Origin of the sequence: Serratia sp. KG1D (assembly GCF_037150675.1) — a bacterium.
Taxonomy (GTDB): domain Bacteria; phylum Pseudomonadota; class Gammaproteobacteria; order Enterobacterales; family Enterobacteriaceae; genus Serratia; species Serratia nematodiphila.
Map to the genome: position 1 here is coordinate 1 of NZ_JBAGIH010000007.1, position 19627 is coordinate 19627.

The 19627-nt window shown below is 59.8% G+C and carries 16 protein-coding genes and 1 riboswitch; of the genes, 7 read left to right on the top strand and 9 right to left on the bottom strand.

The features are described 5' to 3' along the window. Positions 1–79: 79 nt before the first annotated feature. Both murI and btuB read right to left on the bottom strand, forming a co-directional pair. Complete coding sequence (gene murI, locus WFM45_RS23150; protein ID WP_033631312.1) at positions 80–943, bottom strand: glutamate racemase; 864 nt, start codon at positions 941–943, stop codon at positions 80–82. Next, positions 888–2780, bottom strand: coding sequence for a TonB-dependent vitamin B12 receptor BtuB (gene btuB, locus WFM45_RS23155; RefSeq protein ID WP_156866546.1), 1893 nt, complete (start codon positions 2778–2780; stop codon positions 888–890). The genes murI and btuB overlap by 56 nt, the downstream gene beginning before the upstream one ends. Positions 2781–2849: 69 nt before the next feature. Then, positions 2850–3062: riboswitch (cobalamin riboswitch) on the bottom strand. Positions 3063–3184: 122 nt separating this feature from the next. Here btuB and trmA point away from each other — a divergent pair. Then, on the top strand, positions 3185–4288 hold the full coding sequence (gene trmA / locus WFM45_RS23160; RefSeq protein ID WP_033631315.1) for a tRNA (uridine(54)-C5)-methyltransferase TrmA: 1104 nt from the start codon (positions 3185–3187) through the stop codon (positions 4286–4288). Positions 4289–4322: 34 nt separating this feature from the next. On the opposite strand, the gene WFM45_RS23165 is transcribed toward trmA, so the two are convergent. Further along, on the bottom strand, positions 4323–4694 hold the full coding sequence (locus tag WFM45_RS23165) for a YijD family membrane protein (RefSeq protein ID WP_004931042.1): 372 nt from the start codon (positions 4692–4694) through the stop codon (positions 4323–4325). A gap of 15 nt (positions 4695–4709) precedes the next feature. Then, positions 4710–5342, bottom strand: coding sequence for an HTH-type transcriptional repressor FabR (fabR, locus tag WFM45_RS23170; RefSeq protein WP_004931044.1), 633 nt, complete (start codon positions 5340–5342; stop codon positions 4710–4712). A gap of 218 nt (positions 5343–5560) precedes the next feature. Between fabR and sthA the strand changes: the two genes are divergently transcribed. Beyond that, the gene (gene sthA, locus WFM45_RS23175; RefSeq protein ID WP_004931047.1) at positions 5561–6958 is read left to right on the top strand and encodes a Si-specific NAD(P)(+) transhydrogenase; all 1398 of its coding nucleotides are present in this window, start codon (positions 5561–5563) and stop codon (positions 6956–6958) included. Here sthA and oxyR read toward each other — a convergent pair. Then, positions 6941–7858 (bottom strand): DNA-binding transcriptional regulator OxyR, encoded by a 918-nt coding sequence (gene oxyR, locus WFM45_RS23180; protein ID WP_015379402.1) that lies wholly within the window; start codon positions 7856–7858, stop codon positions 6941–6943. The genes sthA and oxyR overlap by 18 nt on opposite strands. A 151-nt stretch (positions 7859–8009) precedes the next feature. Here oxyR and WFM45_RS23185 point away from each other — a divergent pair, with 151 nt between their 5' ends. The 3 genes from WFM45_RS23185 (at position 8010) to WFM45_RS23195 (ending at position 10770) form a co-directional block, all read left to right on the top strand. Beyond that, a complete protein-coding gene (locus WFM45_RS23185) occupies positions 8010–8741 on the top strand; it encodes a glutathione peroxidase (protein WP_004931051.1) in 732 nt (243 codons plus the stop codon). Between the two features lie 72 nt (positions 8742–8813). Beyond that, positions 8814–10262: a dihydrolipoyl dehydrogenase gene (locus WFM45_RS23190; RefSeq protein WP_060557939.1), complete on the top strand. Its 1449-nt coding sequence runs from the start codon at positions 8814–8816 to the stop codon at positions 10260–10262. Between the two features lie 181 nt (positions 10263–10443). After that, entirely contained in the window at positions 10444–10770 is a 327-nt protein-coding gene (locus tag WFM45_RS23195) for a type II toxin-antitoxin system HicB family antitoxin (RefSeq protein ID WP_019452249.1), read from the top strand. Between the two features lie 36 nt (positions 10771–10806). On the opposite strand, the gene argH is transcribed toward WFM45_RS23195, so the two are convergent. From argH to argC, 4 genes are all read right to left on the bottom strand, one after another. Beyond that, entirely contained in the window at positions 10807–12180 is a 1374-nt protein-coding gene (gene argH, locus WFM45_RS23200) for an argininosuccinate lyase (protein WP_336957396.1), read from the bottom strand. A 69-nt stretch (positions 12181–12249) separates the two neighbouring features. Continuing rightward, complete coding sequence (locus tag WFM45_RS23205; protein ID WP_004931061.1) at positions 12250–13470, bottom strand: argininosuccinate synthase; 1221 nt, start codon at positions 13468–13470, stop codon at positions 12250–12252. 25 nt (positions 13471–13495) lie between these two features. Then, entirely contained in the window at positions 13496–14269 is a 774-nt protein-coding gene (argB, locus tag WFM45_RS23210; RefSeq protein WP_015379408.1) for an acetylglutamate kinase, read from the bottom strand. Positions 14270–14289: 20 nt separating this feature from the next. After that, positions 14290–15294: an N-acetyl-gamma-glutamyl-phosphate reductase gene (gene argC, locus WFM45_RS23215; RefSeq protein WP_025304655.1), complete on the bottom strand. Its 1005-nt coding sequence runs from the start codon at positions 15292–15294 to the stop codon at positions 14290–14292. A 216-nt stretch (positions 15295–15510) separates the two neighbouring features. Here argC and argE point away from each other — a divergent pair, with 216 nt between their 5' ends. Next, on the top strand, positions 15511–16656 hold the full coding sequence (argE, locus tag WFM45_RS23220) for an acetylornithine deacetylase (protein ID WP_015379410.1): 1146 nt from the start codon (positions 15511–15513) through the stop codon (positions 16654–16656). Positions 16657–16913: 257 nt separating this feature from the next. Beyond that, positions 16914–19550: a phosphoenolpyruvate carboxylase gene (ppc, locus tag WFM45_RS23225; protein WP_015379411.1), complete on the top strand. Its 2637-nt coding sequence runs from the start codon at positions 16914–16916 to the stop codon at positions 19548–19550. Positions 19551–19627 lie beyond the last annotated feature (77 nt).

Consider the following 19627-nt stretch of genomic DNA (forward strand, 5'->3'; position numbering starts at 1 on the left):
ATTATAGGGAGTTCTCGGCGAGCCGCAACCCCTATTTTCAATATTTTTTCCGACCGTTGAATGTTTGACCAAAACACCGTTAAAGCGGCAGTTTTTTCAACGATTTAAAGCCATAGCCCTGCAAAACGGGCAATAAAGCGTCAGTATCTTCATTTAACGCCATGCAATACGCCAGATTCTCTTCCTGGCTCGAGACCAGGCTTTCCTGCGTAGAGATGAGCCAGGCGGTGCGGCGGGCAATCGCCGCGCCGGAATCCACCAATCGGGTGCCTTCGGGCAACACCTGCATCAGCTCTTCAGCTAACAGAGGAAAATGGGTGCAGCCCAGCACGACCGTATCCGGCGGCTCGCGCATGCTCAGCCAAGGATGCAGGATCTTCTTCAGCACCGGCAGCGGCACGGCTTCGCCGTGCAGCTTGGCTTCCGCCAGCTCCACCAGTTCAGAAGAGCCCAGCAGCTCAATCTTGCAATCGGTGGCGAACCGGGAAATCAGCTCATGGGTGTAGCTGCGCTGTACGGTGCCGCGGGTCGCCAACAGGCCGACAATGCCGTTGACGGTAAGACGGGCCGCAGGTTTGATGGCGGGCACCACGCCCACGACCGGGAAACTGAAACGCTCGCGCAAGGCCGGCAAGGAGACCGTGCTGGCGGTGTTGCAGGCGATGACGACAATCGCCAGAGGATGACGCTGCTGCACCGCGCCGACAATCTCCAGCACGCGCTCAACGATAAACTCTTCGGACTTCTCGCCGTAGGGGAACGCCACGTTGTCGAACGCGTATATATAGTGGAGATCCGGCAGCAACTGCCGAATCTCCTGATACACCGACAGCCCGCCGACGCCGGAATCAAAAACCAGCACCGTCGGGCGAGGTGTGGCGGTGCTGTTAGAAGGTATAGCTTCCAGTGAGGTAGTATTCTCTTCCTGGAGTAGCGTAGCCATAGGCCGTCTCATAATCTTTATCAAACAGGTTGGCAATTCTACCACGAACTGTCAGATGAGATGTGACCGGATACGAAACTGCGAGATCCCACAGGCTCACGCCGCCAAGTTTAACCGTACGCGTAGTGTAGCCGCTGTAATCACCGTCGTAGCGCTCTCCCAGATACTGGTAGGTTACCGCCCAATCAAAGTCATACAGCTGCCAGTCCAGCTCATATTTCACCTGCTGTTTGGCGCGGCGCAACAGCACTTCGTTGGTCTTGGCGTTGCGCGGGTCGACATAATCGTAACCAATCTGATGCGTCAGCGGGCCGGTATCAAAAGACGCCGTCGCTTCAACACCTTTAATCCTTGCCTGATTAACATTGTAATAGGCTGAACCTGAACCGCTTGATGCATAGCTGATCAGATTATCTATATCATTGCGATAACCGGTAACGCGCCAAGTGACCGGGCCGGTCAGCCCCTCAAAGCCCCCTTCCCACTGTTTGCTTTCTTCCGGTTTCAAATCCGGGTTGCCGCCAAAGCTGCCGTACTGCTGCCCCAAATTTGGCGCTTTAAACGCAGTACCATAAGACGCGATGGCGCGATAGCCCTCAACAAATTCCCAAGCCACGCTGGTTTGCCAAGTGCCATGCCAACCAAACTGCGAGTTATCATCACCGCGCACCGCACCTTCCAAAGTAAAGGCATCCACTTGTTGCTGCGCCGTCAGATAAAGCCCGGTATTACGTTGGCTCTTGCTCTCAGTGATGTAAGCCGTACCCGGTTCGATTTTCTGATTCTGCCAATCGACACCCGTACTGATATGGCCTTGAGCAACCTGGAACGTATTGCCCCACTGCACATTGTATTGCGTGGAGTCATCCAGGGTTGCAGACGCAGAATAAGGGCCGTATTTGGGATCGTAGTTATAGTCTTTGGTATGGCTATAGCTCGCGATCAACTGCGTAGCATAGATGCCGTCCTGATAGCGCAGACCGCTATCCCAACTTTGGCTATAGAGTTGGCGAGTGTCAGGCAACGCATCTAAATGCGCCGGATCCGAATAACTGTAATTACCGTCATAGGCCGTGCGATTGTCATAACCATAACCACGAACAAAGCCGCTGAACGCCTCATTGAACTTGTGCTCAATGCCGCCATACAGAGATTTGCTCATAAAGCCGTCGCGGTCAGGCTGTGCAGGATTGCCGAAGCTGTCCGGCAAGTTCGCTATAACATTATACCCTTTGGTATAGGTATAGTTCCCCGCCACCGTCGCCACGGTGCTGTCGCCCAGCGGCTGTTGCGTCGACGCATCGTAGGATTGATAGCCGTTGGAGCCGACGCCGGCAGCCAGCGTCGTGCCGTTCTTTTCGCGGGTGGTAATAATGTTGACTACGCCGCCGATGGCGTCGGAACCGTATACCGCCGAACGCGGGCCGCGAATGTATTCGACTTTCTGCACCAGCGAGATCGGGATTTGGCTGAGATCGGAAGAGCCGCTGACGCCCGCCTGATTAAGGCGAATACCGTCAATTAACACCAGCACATGGCTGGAATTGGTGCCGCGAATAAACAACGAACTTTGCTGCCCCAGGCCGCCATTCTGCGCAATGTCCACGCCTGGCAAACGGCGCATCACGTCGGTCAGGCTCTTGGCCTGCCAGCGATCGATATCGTTACGGGTGACGACGGAGGTCGGCGCCAACACGGAAGAAACCGGCTGCGGGAAACGGTTGGCGGTCACCACCAGGTTATCGCCATTCGTGGCTGTAGTGTTGTCTTGCGCCCATCCAGAAAAAGCCGTGACGGAGGAGACCACCGCCAGCAGCGTATTTTTTGTAATTGTCATGAGAAAAGCATCCAAACTTAATTGGCGGATGCCGCAGGATCATGGCCGGTAGTTCGCGACGGCCACGGATATTGCGACGTAACACCGGCAGGTCTTCGGGCTTGGGATTTGCGGGCCGCGGGGCGCGACCGGCAACGGGCGATGACTTCCCATCCTGCAGTGGACAGTGTCTGCGTCAAAACGCTATCGCCGTGACTTCCCCTTACCGCTGCGCGTCAGCTCCGGATTCACACCGGATTCCCTTTTCACTCGCTGCTTGAGGCCGGACGGCAATGCTACGATCAATGCAAATAGATGTCTAGACTGCTACTAATGTTACAAATAATAAACGCGACAAAACTGGACTTCACGGGCTGATTCCCTACAATCCCCGCTGATCAAATTTGCCTGACGAGAAGACACACATGACGCCCGAGAATTTGCCTATTGAACGTTACGATGACCAACTGGCGGAGAAAGTCGCCCGCCTGAAGACGTTGATGTCACCGTTCGCGGCGCCCGAGCCGGAAGTGTTCCGCTCGCCAGTCGACCACTACCGCATGCGCGCCGAGTTCCGCATCTGGCACGATGCGGACGACATGTATCACATCATGTTCGATCAGCAGACCAAGCAGCGTATTCGCGTCGATCAATTCCCGGCCGCCAGCGAACTGATCAACCGCCTGATGAGCGCCCTGATCGCCGCGCTGAAACCGGAGCCGATCCTGCGTCACAAGCTGTTCCAGATCGATTATCTGTCGACGCAAAGCGGTAAAATCATCGCCTCGCTGCTGTACCACCGCAAGCTGGATGACGCTTGGCAGCAGCGCGCCGAGCAACTGCGCGACGAGCTGCGCGCGCAGGGTTTCGACCTGCAGCTGATCGGCCGAGCGTCGAAGACCAAGATCATGCTCGACCAGGATTATGTTGACGAAGTGCTGACGGTCGCCGGCCGCGATATGATCTACCGACAGGTGGAAAACAGCTTTACTCAACCCAACGCGGCCATGAACGTGCAGATGCTGGAATGGGCGCTGGCGGTCACCGCCGGTTCCAAAGGCGATTTGCTGGAGCTGTACTGCGGCAACGGCAACTTCTCGCTGGCGTTGGCGCGCAATTTCGAGCGCGTGCTGGCGACCGAGATCGCCAAGCCGTCGGTGGCGGCGGCGCAGTACAACATCGCCGCCAACCATATCGACAACGTGCAGATCATCCGCATGGCGGCAGAAGACTTCACTCAGGCGATGAACGGAGTACGCGAATTCAACCGGTTGAAAGGCATCGATCTGAGCGGCTACAACTGCGAGACGATTTTCGTCGATCCGCCGCGCAGCGGGCTGGACGCGGAAACGGTGAAGATGGTGCAGGCTTACCCGCGCATTCTGTATATTTCATGCAATCCGGAAACGCTGTGCGCCAACCTGGAAACGCTGCAGGCCACGCACCGGGTCAGCCGCCTGGCGCTGTTCGACCAGTTCCCGTATACCCATCACATGGAATGCGGCGTGTTGCTGGAAAAACACCGCTGATACGACAGGGGCGCCATGATGGCGCCCCGTTTCATTACGGCTCTTGAGTCGGCGCATCCAGCGCCTTACGCGCCTTCAGCTTGACCCCAATCCACAGCACCAGCGCCACACAGATCACCGACGGCAGGAAGTTGGAGCCGATCTGCGGGTATTCGGCGCGCACGATGGCGCTGTACATCAACAGCCCCAGCAGGAAGCAGGCCGCCGCCAGCTTCGGCATGCCGTCCGGCATGGCGCGGTTCAGGTAACGCTGATGCAGACAGTACACCGCCAGCACCAACGCAATCAGCGGGAAGATCGAAAACGGCACCACCGAGCTGAACAGCGCGGCAAAGGAACCGTTGATCGAAAGGCCGGCAATCAACGCCAGCAGTAAGGTGCCATTTTCACGGCCTGGTTTTTCCATCATTTTTTACCTTTTTTATACGTGGGACACAGAAGCTTTTTCTTGTTCGCGACGATACCAGTAATACGCCCCTTTGGAGATCATCCGCAGCTGCAGCACCAGCCGTTCTTCCAGCTGCTGCCGCTGCTCGACGTCGATATCCAGCGCTTCCGCGCCGGCGCTGAACACGATGGTGACCATCGCTTCCGCCTGCGCTTCGGTAAAGCTGCGCGGCATGTGGTTTTCCAACTCGAGGTAGTCCGCCAGTTCGGCGATGAAATGCTGGATCTCGCGCGCCACCGCCGCACGAAATGCCGCCGACGTGCCGGAGCGCTCGCGCAGCAGCAGGCGGAAGGCGTTCGGGTTGTTGCCGATAAATTCCATAAAGGTGGACACCGAGGTGCGGATCACGCTGCCGCCCTTGGCGATGCGTTGGCGCGCCTGGCGCATCAACTGACGCAGCATCAGGCCGCTTTCATCCACCATGGTCAGCCCCAGCTCATCCACGTCGCGGAAATGGCGGTAAAACGACGTGGGCGCGATGCCCGCCTCGCGTGAAACTTCCCGCAGGCTCAGGCTGGCGAAGCTGCGTTCGGCGCTCAGCTGGCTGAATGCGGCTTCGATCAGGGAACGACGAGTCCGTTCTTTTTGTTGTGCTCTGACGCCCATATGCATATCCGGATAGGTTCCATTCTCTCAGTCTAACGCCCTAGACTCGGCAATATAGCAAATTTTATTGCAACAGCATTTATACTAACGCGCTCTATCACACTTCCGCCCTGAGCCGATTGTGCTTTGACTCAAAAAGCCTAATGGTGATTGGGTGAGCAGCGCTATGATGTTAAGATACCGTTGTAATCTTGTATAAAAAAACAGGTCTCTCCTACATGCAACAGCACTATCAATTTGATGCCATAGTGATTGGCTCGGGCCCTGGTGGTGAAGGTGCCGCCATGGGGCTGGTGAAACAGGGCGCCCGTGTGGCCGTTATCGAACGGTACAACAACGTAGGCGGCGGATGTACCCATTGGGGCACCATCCCTTCCAAAGCCCTCCGCCACGCCGTCAGCCGCATTATCGAATTCAACCAGAACCCGCTTTACAACAATTCGCGCACGCTTAGCGCGACCTTCCCTGACATTTTACGCCACGCCGATAACGTCATCAGCCAGCAGACCCGCATGCGCCAAGGGTTCTATGAGCGGAACCAGTGCAAGCTGTTCGCCGGCGACGCGCGCTTCATCGACGCCAACACCGTCAGCGTCAGCTACATGGACGGCACCCAGGACACCATCCGCGCCGACCACATCGTGATCGCCTGCGGCTCGCGCCCTTACCATCCGGCCAGCGTCGATTTCAATCACCCGCGCATCTACGACAGCGACTCCATTCTCGAGCTGAGCCATGAGCCGCGCCACGTGATCATTTACGGCGCCGGGGTGATCGGCTGCGAATATGCGTCTATCTTCCGCGGCCTGAACGTCAAGGTGGATCTGATCAACACCCGCGATCGGCTGCTGGCGTTCCTCGATCAAGAGATGTCGGATTCGCTCTCTTACCACTTCTGGAACAACGGCGTGGTGATCCGCCACAACGAAGAATTCGAGAAGATCGAAGGCACCGAAGACGGCGTGATCGTGCACCTGAAGTCCGGCAAGAAGGTGAAAGCGGACTGCCTGCTGTACGCTAACGGCCGTACCGGCAACACCGATTCGTTGGGGTTGGAGAACGTCGGTCTGGAGTCGGACAGCCGCGGGCTGCTGAAAGTGAACAGCATGTATCAGACCGCGCTGTCGCACATCTATGCGGTCGGTGACGTGATCGGCTATCCGAGCCTGGCTTCCGCCGCCTACGATCAGGGCCGCATCGCCGCGCAAGCGATCGCCTCCGGCGAAGCCAGCGGTCACTTAATCGAAGATATCCCGACCGGCATCTACACCATTCCGGAAATCAGCTCCGTCGGCAAAACCGAGCAGGAACTGACCGCGATGAAGGTGCCGTATGAAGTGGGCCGCGCCCAGTTCAAGCATCTGGCGCGCGCGCAGATAGCCGGGATGAACGTCGGCAGCCTGAAGATCCTGTTCCATCGCGACACCCTGCAGATCCTCGGGATCCACTGCTTCGGCGAGCGTGCGGCGGAGATCATCCACATCGGCCAGGCGATCATGGAACAGAAAGGTGAAGGCAATACCATCGAGTATTTCGTTAATACGACCTTCAACTATCCGACCATGGCCGAAGCCTACCGGGTGGCGGCGCTTAACGGCTTAAACCGCCTGTTTTAACGCGCTGTCGATGTAGCCCTGCATGTGCTCGCGGATCGCTTCGGCCAACTGCTCATAACGGCTGCGCAGTGGGGAACCGGGGCGATACACCAACGCGATGGTGCGCTTCGGCTCCGGCTTGTAGCAATCCAGATAGCACACGCCGTCGCGTTCGCGCTGCGGCGGCACCGCCAGTGACGGCAGCAGGGTAATGCCGCTGCCGGCAGCGACCATATTGCGCAACGTTTCCAGACTGGTGGCGCGGAAGTGAGTATCTTCGTCCGCGCCCGCCTGGAAGCAGAAGCCCATCGCCTGATCGCGCAGGCAGTGGCCATCTTCCAACATCAGCAGCTTCTCTCCCGCTAAATCCGGCATCGCCACGCGCTCGCGCTGCGCCCACGGGTGATCGGAGTACACCGCCAGCTTCATCGGTTCATCGAACAGAGGCACTTCGATAAACGCCTCGGTTTCCTTCACCAACGCCAGAATGGCGCAGTCCAGTTTGCCGCTGTCGAGTTGCGCCAGCAGTTGGTGGGTTTGCGCTTCGTGCAGGTACATTTCCAGTTTCGGGAAGGTTTTGTGCAGTGTCGGTATGATCTGCGGCAGCAGATAAGGCCCCACGGTCGGGATCAGGCCGATGTGCAGCGGCCCGGACATGGCTTCGCCCTGCTGGCTGGCCATCTCCTTCAACACTTTCACTTCGCGCAGCACGGTACGCGCCTGCTCCACCAGCAACAGACCGGCCTGGGTGAACAGCACCTTGCGGCTGGTGCGCTCGAGCAGCATGACGCCCAACTCGTCTTCCAGCTTGCGGATCTGCCCGCTCAGCGTGGGCTGGCTCACATGGCATGAATCGGCCGCGCGGCGGAAGTGCCGGTGCTCGGCCAAGGCGACCAGATACTCTAAATCACGAATATTCATTGTTTCCCTCCATTCCATGATAGCTCATGGCGATAGATAAGATAGCAATGAGCGATTAGATCTATCAAGCCCCAGCGACAATAATGTGTCCCAACGAAGCGATATCGCGCTAAATGCTAAAAATTACTTTTCCTAATTAAGGGGTTAATCAATGTTTACCAGTCAAGAAGGCAAGAAAGTTCCTCAGGTTACTTTCCACACCCGTCAGGGCGACCAATGGATTGATGTGACCACTGATGACCTGTTCAAAAACAAAACCGTTATCGTGTTCTCGCTGCCGGGCGCGTTTACGCCGACCTGCTCTTCAAGCCATCTGCCGCGTTACAACGAGCTGTCCAGCGTATTCAAGCAGCACGGCGTCGATAGCATTCTTTGCGTCTCGGTGAACGACACCTTCGTCATGAACGCCTGGAAAGCCGATCAGCATGCGGAAAACATCACTTTCGTGCCGGACGGCAACGGTGAATTCACCAAAGGCATGAACATGCTGGTTGAGAAAGCGGATCTGGGCTTTGGCCCTCGCTCATGGCGCTACTCGATGCTGGTGCGCGACGGCGTGGTCGAGAAAATGTTTGTCGAACCAAACAAGCCGGGCGACCCGTTTGAAGTGTCCGACGCCGACACCATGCTGAAATACCTGGCGCCGGAATTCAAAGTGCAGGAATCGGTCTCCCTGTTCACCAAACCGGGCTGCCCATTCTGCGCCAAAGCCAAGCAGATGCTGCAAGAGCGCGGCATTCAGTATGAAGAGATCGTGCTGGGCAAAGACGCCACCACCGTCAGCCTGCGCGCCGTCAGCGGCCGCGCCACGGTGCCGCAGGTATTCATCGGCGGCCGTCACATCGGCGGCAGCGACGATCTGGAAACCTTCCTGTCAGCTTAATAAGTAATAACAAAGCCAACGTGAACTTTGGCGGGCTACGGCCCGCCTTTTTTTTACCTTTCAGGAGCGGATATGAAACTGTTGAACGTTGATGTCGCGGTCATCGGCGGCGGCACCGCAGGGCTCGGCGCCTACCGAGCGGCCAAACTGTCTACCCCCAGCGTGGTGATGATCGAAGGCGGGCCTTATGGCACCACCTGTGCGCGCGTTGGCTGCATGCCATCCAAATTATTGATCGCCGCCGCCGAAGCGGTGCATCAAATCGAACGTGCGCCGGGCTTTGGCGTACACCCAAGCGGCAAAACGCGCATTGACGGGCGCGAGGTGATGGCTCGCGTCAAACGCGAACGCGATCGTTTCGTCGGCTTCGTGCTGGAAGGCGTGGACGAGATCCCGGCCGGCGACAAAATTCAGGGCTATGCCCGCTTTATCGACGACAACACGCTGCAGGTCGATGAGCATACGCGCATTGTGGCGCAGCGCATCGTAATCGCCACCGGCTCCCGCCCCAGCTGGCCGGCGCCGTGGAACGAACTGGGCGATCGCCTGATCGTCAACGACGATCTCTTCAACTGGGATGATTTGCCGCAGTCCGTAGCGGTGTTCGGCCCCGGCGTCATCGGGCTGGAACTGGGGCAAGCGCTGCACCGCCTCGGGGTCGACACCCGGGTCTTCGGCATCGGCGGCGCCGTCGGGCCGCTCACCGACAGCGCCGTGCGCGATTACGCCGCGAAAACGTTGGGGGAAGAGTTCTATCTCGACGCCGACGTGAAAGTGGAGATGATGCAGCGCGAAGGCGACAAGGTGTTTATCCGCTATCGGGATCTGCAGGGCCAACCGCAGGAGATCCTGGTGGACTACGTGTTGGCCGCCACTGGCCGCCGCCCCAACGTCGATCGGTTAGGCCTCGAAAACACCGGTTTGCAGCTCGACGCTCGAGGCGTGCCGCTGGCCGACCGCCTGACGATGCAAACCAGCGTGCCGCATATCTTCATCGCCGGCGACGCCAGCAACCAGCTGCCGCTGCTGCATGAGGCCAGCGATCAGGCGCGCATCGCCGGCGCCAACGCCGGCAGCTTCCCGGAGATCAATCCGGGTCTGCGCCGCAGCGCGATTTCGGTGGTGTTCTCCGATCCGCAGATCGCCATGGTCGGCTCGACCTTCCGCGAGCTGAGCGAGAAGTTCAGCGCCTGCGGCTGTTTTGAAGTGGGCAAGGTCTCGTTTGAGAATCAGGGCCGCTCTCGGGTGATGCTGCGCAACAAGGGCGTTCTGCACGTTTACGGCGAACAGGGCACCGGCCGTTTCCTCGGTGCGGAAATGATCGGCCCGGACGCCGAACACATTGCGCACCTGTTGGCCTGGGCGCACCAGCAGCAGATGACCGTCGATCAGATGCTGGACATGCCGTTCTATCATCCAGTGATCGAAGAAGGCTTGCGCACCGCGCTGCGCGACCTGCAGGCGAAGCTCAAACTCGGCGCGGCCGAAATCGAGCGCTGCCAGCGCTGCCCGGGCGAATAACCCCTCATTCTCCATTCATACCCACCGGGCCTACAGGCCCGTTTTTTTTGCGCAGCGCTTTCCAGATTTTCCTCCCTGCTCTTGCCTCACGGCCCTCCTGCACGCATTTTTATGCTTTGGCATTGAAGTGATATCAATAATGACACTAAAATGGAGGACAGAGCCAGAATGGAGGAAGAGCATGGAAAAGCATGAACACTATACCTATCGCATCACCTGGTCAGCGGAAGATCGTGAATATGTCGGGCTGTGCGCCGAATTCCCCTCGCTGTCCTGGCTGGCCGCCACGCGTACCGGCGCACTGGAGGGCATCGAAAAAGTGGTGAGCGAAACGATCGCCGATATGCTGGCGCAAGGCGAAACGCCGCCGCAGGCGCTGGCGGAAAAGAACTTCAGCGGAAAACTGGTGTTGCGCATGACGCCGGAACAGCATCGCCGGCTGGCGATCGGCGCGATGGAAGAAGGCGTGAGCCTGAACCGTTATCTGTGCGCCCGCCTGGCGGGGTAGAGGTTCAAGGGCGGCGCCAGGCCGCCCTTGTCGTCGTCAAGCCAAACGCTGTTTCGCTGCGGCGATTGCCGCGACCACCTGTTGCGGCGCGACGCCGCCTTTGGCCGCACGTTTGTCCAGGCAGGATTGCAACGCCAGGATCGGGTAGACATCGTCAGCGATCGTCGCGCTGAACTGCTGCAAATCCGCCAGCGGCAGCGCTTCCAGCGGTTTGCCCTGGCGAATCGCTTCTACCACTGCCTCACCGACGATATGGTGCGCTTCGCGGAACGGCACGCCCTTGGCGACCAGGTAATCCGCCAGCTCGGTGGCGTTGGCATAGCCCTGCTCCGCCGCTTCCCGGCAGCGCGGGCGCTTCACCTGAATGCCGTCCAGCACCAGCGCCGCCATCTGCAGGCAGTCCATCCAGGTGTCGAGCGCGTCGAACAACCCTTCTTTGTCTTCCTGCATGTCTTTGTTGTACGCCAGCGGCAGGCCTTTCAGCGTCATCATCATGCCGGTCAGCGCGCCCTGTACGCGGCCGCACTTGCCGCGGATCAGCTCCAGCGCGTCCGGGTTTTTCTTCTGCGGCATCAACGAAGAGCCGGAGGTCACGCGGTCGGACAGCTCGACAAACGCCGCCTCGCCGCTGTTGAAGAAGATCAGATCTTCGGCGAAGCGCGACAGATGCACCATGCTGATGGCGGCGTTGGACAGCAGTTCCAACACGTGATCGCGATCGGATACGCTGTCCAGGCTGTTGCGGGTCGCCGAGGCGAAGCCCAGCCAGCCGGCCAGTTGCTCGCGATCGATAGGATACGCGGTGCCAGCCAGCGCGCCGCTGCCCAGCGGGCTGACGTCCAGCCGTTTCAGGGTGTCCTGCAGGCGGCTCTCATCGCGCGCCAGCATCTCGACATAGGCCAGGCACCAGTGCGCGAAAGTCACCGGCTGCGCGCGTTGCAGGTGGGTATACCCCGGCATCACCGCATCCTGGTTAGCTTCGGCGGTCTCCACCAGCGCCTGCTGCAGCTGGACGATCGCCTGATGCAGATCGCCTATCTGCTGTTTGCACCACAGCTTCAGATCGGTCGCGACCTGATCGTTGCGGCTGCGGCCGGTGTGCAGCTTCTTGCCCAAATCGCCGACCTTCTCGATCAGCTTCTGCTCCACCCAGCTGTGGATGTCTTCGGCATCGCTTTGGACGATCGCCAAAGGATCGGCCTGGACTTCCGTCAGCAAGGCATTCAGCGCCTGCTCCAGCTGCTGTTGCTCCGTTGCCGTCAACACGTTAACGGTCACCAGCGCCTTCGACCAGGCCACCGAGCCCACGATATCCTGCTCCGCCAGGCGATAATCGAACCGCAGCGAATCGTTGAGTTGCTTGAACCGCTGATCCGCCGCCTGAGTGAACCTTCCGCCCCAAAGTGCCATACCTTTACTCCTGAATTTTTATGCGAAAGGGCGCAGCATGCTGCGCCCTTGCAGAGTCACGCCAATCGGTTATTTATTCTTTTTCTCGTTCAACGCGCGGATGCGTGAAGACAGAGAGAACAGGCGGATAAAGCCGCCCGCGTGGCTGTGATCGTAAACTTCGTCTTCACCGAAGGTGGCGAACTCTTCGGAGTACAGGCTGTTGGCGGATTTTTTCTGGGTCGCCGTCACCTGGCCTTTGTACAGCTGCAGCACCACTTCACCGTTCACCTCTTCAGCCAATGCTTCGGCAGAGGCCTGCAGCGAGCGGCGCAGCGGCGCGAACCAACGGCCGTCGTACACCACATAGGACATCTCCAGGCCCAGCTGCTCGCGCCATTTGAAGCTGTCGCGATCCAGCACCAGCTGCTCGATGGCGCGCAGCGCCGCCACCATGATGGTGCCCCCCGGGGTCTCATAGCAGCCGCGGGATTTGATGCCCACCAGACGGTTTTCCACGATGTCGATACGGCCGACGCCGTGCTTGGCGCCCAGCGCGTTCAGGGTTTCCAGGCACTGGTACGGCGACAGCGCTTTACCGTTAACCGCCACGACGCGGCCTTTCTCGACGGTAACGGTCACCTGCTCAGGCTGGTCCGGCGCTTCCTGCGGATCGACGGTCCATACCCAGCAATCCTTATTTGGCGCGTTCCACGGGCTTTCCAGCACGCCGCCTTCGGTGGAGATGTGCCAGGCGTTCTCATCGCGGCTGTAGATTTTCTCCAGCGATGCGGTGGTCGGGATATTGCGCTCTTTCAGGTAATCCAGCAGCGCTTCACGGGAACGCAGGTTCCACTCGCGCCACGGCGCTACCACTTTCAGCTGCGGCGCCAGCGCGGTGTAAGTGGTTTCGAAACGCACCTGATCGTTGCCTTTGCCGGTTGCGCCGTGGCACAGCGCGTCCGCGCCCACTTTCAACGCCAACTCGACCTGCGCCTTGGCGATGATCGGCCGCGCCATTGAGGTGCCCAGCAGGTAGCTGCCTTCGTACAGGGCGCCGGTCTGCAGCACCGGATAAACGTAATCGCGGATAAATTCTTCACGCAGATCGACCACGTGACATTCAGAGGCACCGGACTGCAGGGCTTTTTGCTCCACGCCTTCCAGATCGCTGCGCTCCTGGCCGATGTCCGCCACGAACGCCACCACTTCACAGCCGCCGTAGTTCTCTTTCAGCCATGGAATGATGGCCGAGGTATCCAGGCCGCCGGAGTACGCCAGAACGATTTTTTTGATGCCTTGGTTTTGCATGATCTATTCCTTTCTAATTCTAAAATTAAGCGAGGATCCGGGTGCCAATCGACACGCCGTTAAACAAAGCAGGAAGCTGATCGGCATGGCGCCAGCTGGCGATATCCACCGGGCGGCCGAGGGTGCGGGCGGCGTCGAGCGCCGCATTCACCTTCACCACCATACCATCGGTGATGATGCCTTGCGCGATCAGTTGTTCCGCTTTTTGCGCCGTCATTTCCGCAATGCGTTGGCCCTTGCCGTCGAGGATGCCGCTGACGTCCGACAGCAGGATCAGATCCGCCCCCAGCGTCGCCGCCAGCGCCGTCGCCGCCTGATCGGCGTTCACGTTCATTAACTGCCCTTCGGCGGTGATGCCGATGGAGCTGATAACCGGCAGGTAGCCGGCGCCCAGCAGGGTATTGAGCAGCGCGGGCGAACCGGGCTGCGCGTTGCCGACGTGGCCCAATGCCGGATCGAGCTGGGTCACGACTGCGCTGCCGCCGTCCGCCAGGCTCAGGCCAACGGCGTTGATTTGATGCTTAATCGCCCACGCCAGCAGCGTTTTGTTGGCGGTGCCGGCCAGCGCGCCGGTGATGATGTCGATCTGATCGGCCGGCGTGACGCGCAGGCCGTTCTTTTTCACCACCGGTAAAGCGAGCTGCTTCATCAGCTCGTCCACCACGCAGCCGCCGCCGTGCACGATCACCAGCGGACGCTGATGCTGCTGCCGATAGCTGTCCAACGCGGTAAACAGACGCTCCAGCGCTTCTTCACTGTCTAATAACACGCCACCTAACTTGATAATTAACGGGTTCATTGCTGTTTACTCACGCTGGTTTAAAGGAGTGATTGGGTTTCCGGGAAGCCGAAACGGATATTCAGGCATTGCACCGCCTGCGCCGCCGCGCCTTTCAGCAGATTGTCTTCCACCGCGACGGCGATCAGATGCTCGCCCTGCACCGCAAAACCGATGTCGCAGAACGGCAGCCCCACCACCGCTTTCAGCGCCGGCACGCCCTGGTCGTACAGCCGCACCAGCGGCTTGTCGTCATAGGCGGCATGATAGGCGGCGGCCACGTCCTGCGCGGTTACGCCGGCTTTCAGGCGGCAGGTGATGGTTTCAAGAATGCCGCGCGGGAAATTGCCCAGGTGCGGCGTAAAGATGACCGGCACGCCCAGGTGCGCGGCGATCTCCGGCTGGTGTCGGTGAGTGAAAATACCGTACGGCTGCAGGCTCACTTCGCAGAAACTGGTGGTCATGCTGGCCTTGCGCCCGGCGCCGCTGACGCCGCTGGTGGCGTTGATCACCGGCCACTGGTCGAGGTTCAGCAGTTGCTTTTCGATCAACGGTTTCAGCGCCAGCTGCGCCGCCGTCGGGTAGCAGCCCGGCACCGCGATCAGCTGCGCCTGTTTGATCTTGTCGCTCTGCCACTCCGCCAGGCCGTACACCGCCTGCTCCAGCAGGGCGCCATGCTGATGCTCGAAACCGTAGTACTGGCTATAAAAACCGGCGTCCTGCACGCGAAAGGCGCCGGACAGATCGAACACCACGCAGCCCGCCGCCAGGAAAGCCGGTGCGATATCGTGGCTGACTTCATGGGCGGTGGCGAGGAACACTACATCGATGCCCTGCGCCGCCTTGGCGACGTCGGTCAACGGCTGCAGCGGCAGATCGACGATGCCTTTCAACTGGGGATGGAGATCGGAAAGCAACTTTCCTGCATCTGCACTTTGCGCTGAAACCGCTAAAGCGGTTATGTTCATGTGTGGGTGGCGATTCAGGTAAGCCGTGAGCTCCGCTCCGGCGTAACCGCTGGCACCAACGATCAGCGTATTCAACATGTGGCCTTTCACCTTCTAAACTGACGTGCGGTCGCTTGCGACCCAGGTAACAGGGCTAGCCAGCGTTGTTGCGCCGTTCACCCACGGAGCCAGGCGTTGATGCTTTTATAAACATCCGGGCATCGGGTTCCCTTACGCTTCGGCTTACTGTATTTTTATTCAAAATAAATGCATGAATATTGATACTATCCTAACCAAAGGCTGTCAACAGTGAAGATGAAATTACCTCCATTTATTGAGCTGTACCGGGCGTTGATCGCCACTCCGTCAATCAGCGCCACCGATGCCGGCCTCGATCAGAGCAATGAGGCGTTAATCAACTTGCTGGCCGGATGGTTTGCCGACCTGGGCTTCCGCGTCGACGTGCAGCCGGTGCCGGAGTCGCGCCACAAATTCAACCTGCTGGCCAGCATCGGCGAAGGCAGCGGCGGCCTGCTGCTGGCCGGCCACACCGATACGGTGCCTTACGACGAAGGCCGCTGGACGCGCGATCCCTTCACCCTGACCGAGCACGACAACAAGCTCTACGGGCTGGGCACCGCCGACATGAAAGGCTTCTTCGCCTTTATTCTGGATGCGGTGCGCGATATCGACGCGAGCAAGCTGACCAAGCCGCTGTACATTTTAGCCACCGCAGATGAAGAAACGACGATGGCCGGCGCGCGTTATTTCGCCGCCTCCACCGCCATTCGGCCGGATTTCGCCATCATCGGCGAGCCGACCTCGCTGCAGCCGGTGCGCGCGCACAAGGGCCACATGGCCAACGCCATTCGCATCGTCGGCCAGTCCGGCCACTCCAGCGATCCGGCGCGCGGCGTCAACGCCATCGATCTGATGCACGAGTCCATCGGCCGCCTGATGGAGCTGCGCAAGACCCTGCAGGAGCGCTACAACAACCCGGCGTTCGCCGTGCCTTATCCCACCATGAACTTCGGCCATATCAGCGGCGGTGACGCGGCCAACCGCATCTGCGCCTGCTGCGAACTGCACCTGGATATCCGCCCGCTGCCCGGCATGACGCTCGACAACATCAACGAACTGATGCATCAGGCGCTGGAGCCGGTAAGCCAACGCTGGCCGGGCCGCCTGACCATCGAAGAGCTGCACGCGTCGGTGCCGGGCTACGAATGCCCGACCGACCACCGCATGGTGGCGGTGATCGAGGAGCTGCTGGGCACCCGCACGCAGGTGGTCAACTACTGCACCGAAGCGCCGTTCGTGCAACAGGTATGCCCGACCCTGGTGCTCGGCCCCGGCTCCATCGATCAGGCCCACCAGCCGGACGAGTACATCGACACCGCGTTTATCGAACCGACGCGCAAACTGTTGGGTCAGCTGGTCAATCACTTTTGCCGGCAATAAACCCGACATTTAACAGGGGAAATGCTTTATGCTTCCCCTAACTCAAAATAAGTAGAAAACGGCGAAATAAGCCGTGCTGATAACCGACGCGCCGTAATTAAATTTCAGAAAATGCGCCGATTTTGATGTTTTTTTGCTAAAAATAGTGTCAATTGACGATTGGACAGGAACGCGATGTGATCAGGCAGGCGGTCTGCGCCTGACGCGTGAAATTTATTTACAAGATAAAAATCATACAGAACTGGGTCAGGGGTTATATGAACGAACAATATTCGGCAATGCGCAGTAATGTCAGTATGCTCGGCAAATTGCTCGGCGATACCATCAAAGAAGCGCTGGGTGAGCATATTCTCGATCGCGTTGAGACCATCCGTAAGCTTTCCAAATCCTCACGCGCCGGCAACGAAGCGCATCGCCAGGAGCTGCTCTCCACCCTGCAGAACCTGTCCAACGACGAGCTGCTGCCGGTGGCGCGCGCCTTCAGCCAGTTCCTCAACCTGACCAACGTCGCCGAGCAGTACCACAGCATTTCGCCCAACGGCGAGGCCGCCAGCAACCCGGAAGCGCTGGCTCAACTGTTCAGCCGTCTCAAAGACAAAAAGCTCAGCGACAAAGAGCTGCAGCACGCGGTATCGCAACTCTCCATCGAGCTGGTGCTGACGGCGCACCCGACGGAGATCACCCGTCGCACCCTGATCCACAAGCTGGTGGAGGTCAACACCTGCCTCAGCCAGCTCGATCACAACGATCTGGCCGACTACGAGCGCAACAAGATCATGCGCCGCCTGCGCCAGCTGGTGGCCCAGTCGTGGCACACCGATGAAATTCGCAAACACCGCCCTTCCCCGATCGACGAAGCCAAATGGGGCTTTGCGGTGGTGGAAAACAGCCTGTGGGAAGGCGTGCCGGCGTTCCTGCGCGAATTCAACGAACAGCTGGAAAACTCCATCGATTACAGCCTGCCGGTGGAAGCGGTGCCGGTGCGCTTCACCTCCTGGATGGGCGGCGACCGCGACGGCAACCCGAACGTGACCGCCGAAATTACCCGCCATGTGCTGCTGCTCAGCCGCTGGAAAGCCTGCGACCTGTTCACCCGCGACATCCAGGTGCTGGTCTCTGAGCTGTCGATGACCGAATGTACCCCGGAGCTGCGCGCCCGCGCCGGCGGCGATGAGGTGCAGGAACCGTACCGCGAAATCATGAAGCAGCTGCGCAGCCAGCTGATGAGTTCCCAGGCCTATCTGGAAGGCCGCCTGAAGGGCGAGCGCGTGCTGAAACCGCACGACCTGCTGGTGAACAACGAGCAGCTGTGGGAGCCGCTGTATGCCTGCTACCAGTCGCTGCAGGCCTGCGGCATGGGCATCATCGCCAATGGTCAACTGCTGGATACCCTGCGCCGCGTGCGCTGCTTCGGCGTGCCGTTGGTGCGCATCGACGTGCGTCAGGAGAGCACCCGCCATACCGAAGCCATCGCCGAGCTGACCCGCTATCTGGGGCTGGGCGACTATGAAAGCTGGTCGGAAGCCGATAAACAGGCGTTCCTGATCCGCGAACTGAACTCCAAACGCCCGCTGGTGCCGCTGAAGTGGCAACCGAGCGCCGACACGCAGGAAGTGCTGGAAACCTGCCGGGTGATCGCCGAAGCGCCGCAGGGCTCGATCGCCGCCTACGTGATTTCGATGGCGCGCACGCCTTCCGACGTGCTGGCGGTGCACCTGCTGCTGAAAGAGGCCGGCTGCCCGTTCGCGCTGCCGGTCGCCCCGCTGTTCGAAACCCTCGACGACCTGAACAACGCCGACGACGTAATGACCCAGTTGCTGAATATCGACTGGTATCGCGGCTTCATCCAGGGCAAACAGATGGTGATGATCGGCTATTCCGACTCGGCGAAAGACGCCGGCGTGATGGCCGCTTCCTGGGCGCAGTACCGCGCGCAGGACGCGCTGATCAAAACCTGTGAAAAGGCCGGCGTGGCGCTGACGCTGTTCCACGGCCGCGGCGGCTCCATCGGCCGCGGCGGCGCACCGGCGCATGCGGCGCTGCTGTCGCAGCCGCCGGGCAGCCTGAAGGGCGGCCTGCGCGTCACCGAACAGGGTGAGATGATCCGCTTCAAGTTCGGCCTGCCGGAAGTCACCATAAGCAGCCTGGCGCTGTATGCCGGCGCGATCCTCGAGGCCAACCTGCTGCCGCCGCCGGAACCGAAGAAAGAATGGCGGGCGTTGATGGACGACCTGTCCGACACCTCCTGCCGGATGTACCGCGGCTACGTGCGTGAAAACCCGGACTTCGTGCCTTACTTCCGCGCGGCCACGCCGGAGCTGGAGCTGGGCAAACTGCCGCTGGGCTCGCGCCCGGCCAAGCGCAAGCCGAACGGCGGCGTAGAGAGCCTGCGCGCCATTCCGTGGATCTTCGCCTGGACGCAGAACCGCCTGATGCTGCCGGCCTGGCTCGGCGCCGGCGCCGGATTGCAGGAAGCGGTGAAGGCCGGCAAACAGGCGGAGCTGGAGGCGATGTGTCGCGATTGGCCGTTCTTCTCCACCCGCATCGCCATGCTGGAAATGGTGTTCGCCAAAGCCGACCTGTGGCTGGCGGAATACTACGATCAGCGCCTGGTGGATAAATCGCTGTGGCCGCTGGGCCAACAGCTGCGCGATCAGCTGGAAAGCGACATCAAGGTAGTGCTGACCATCGCCAACGATGCGCACCTGATGGAAGACCTGCCGTGGATCGCCGAATCCATCGCGCTGCGCAACGTCTATACCGACCCGCTGAACGTCTTGCAGGCCGAGCTGCTGCACCGTTCGCGTCAGCAGGAGCAGCCGGACGCCCGCGTGGAGCAGGCGCTGATGGTCACCATCGCCGGCGTCGCCGCCGGGATGCGCAACACCGGCTAGTGAGCCTCATCGCGGCCCCGTTTATCGGGGCCGTTTTTTATGCCTTCCCCCACAAAAAAAGGGCGCCGCGGTAAAGC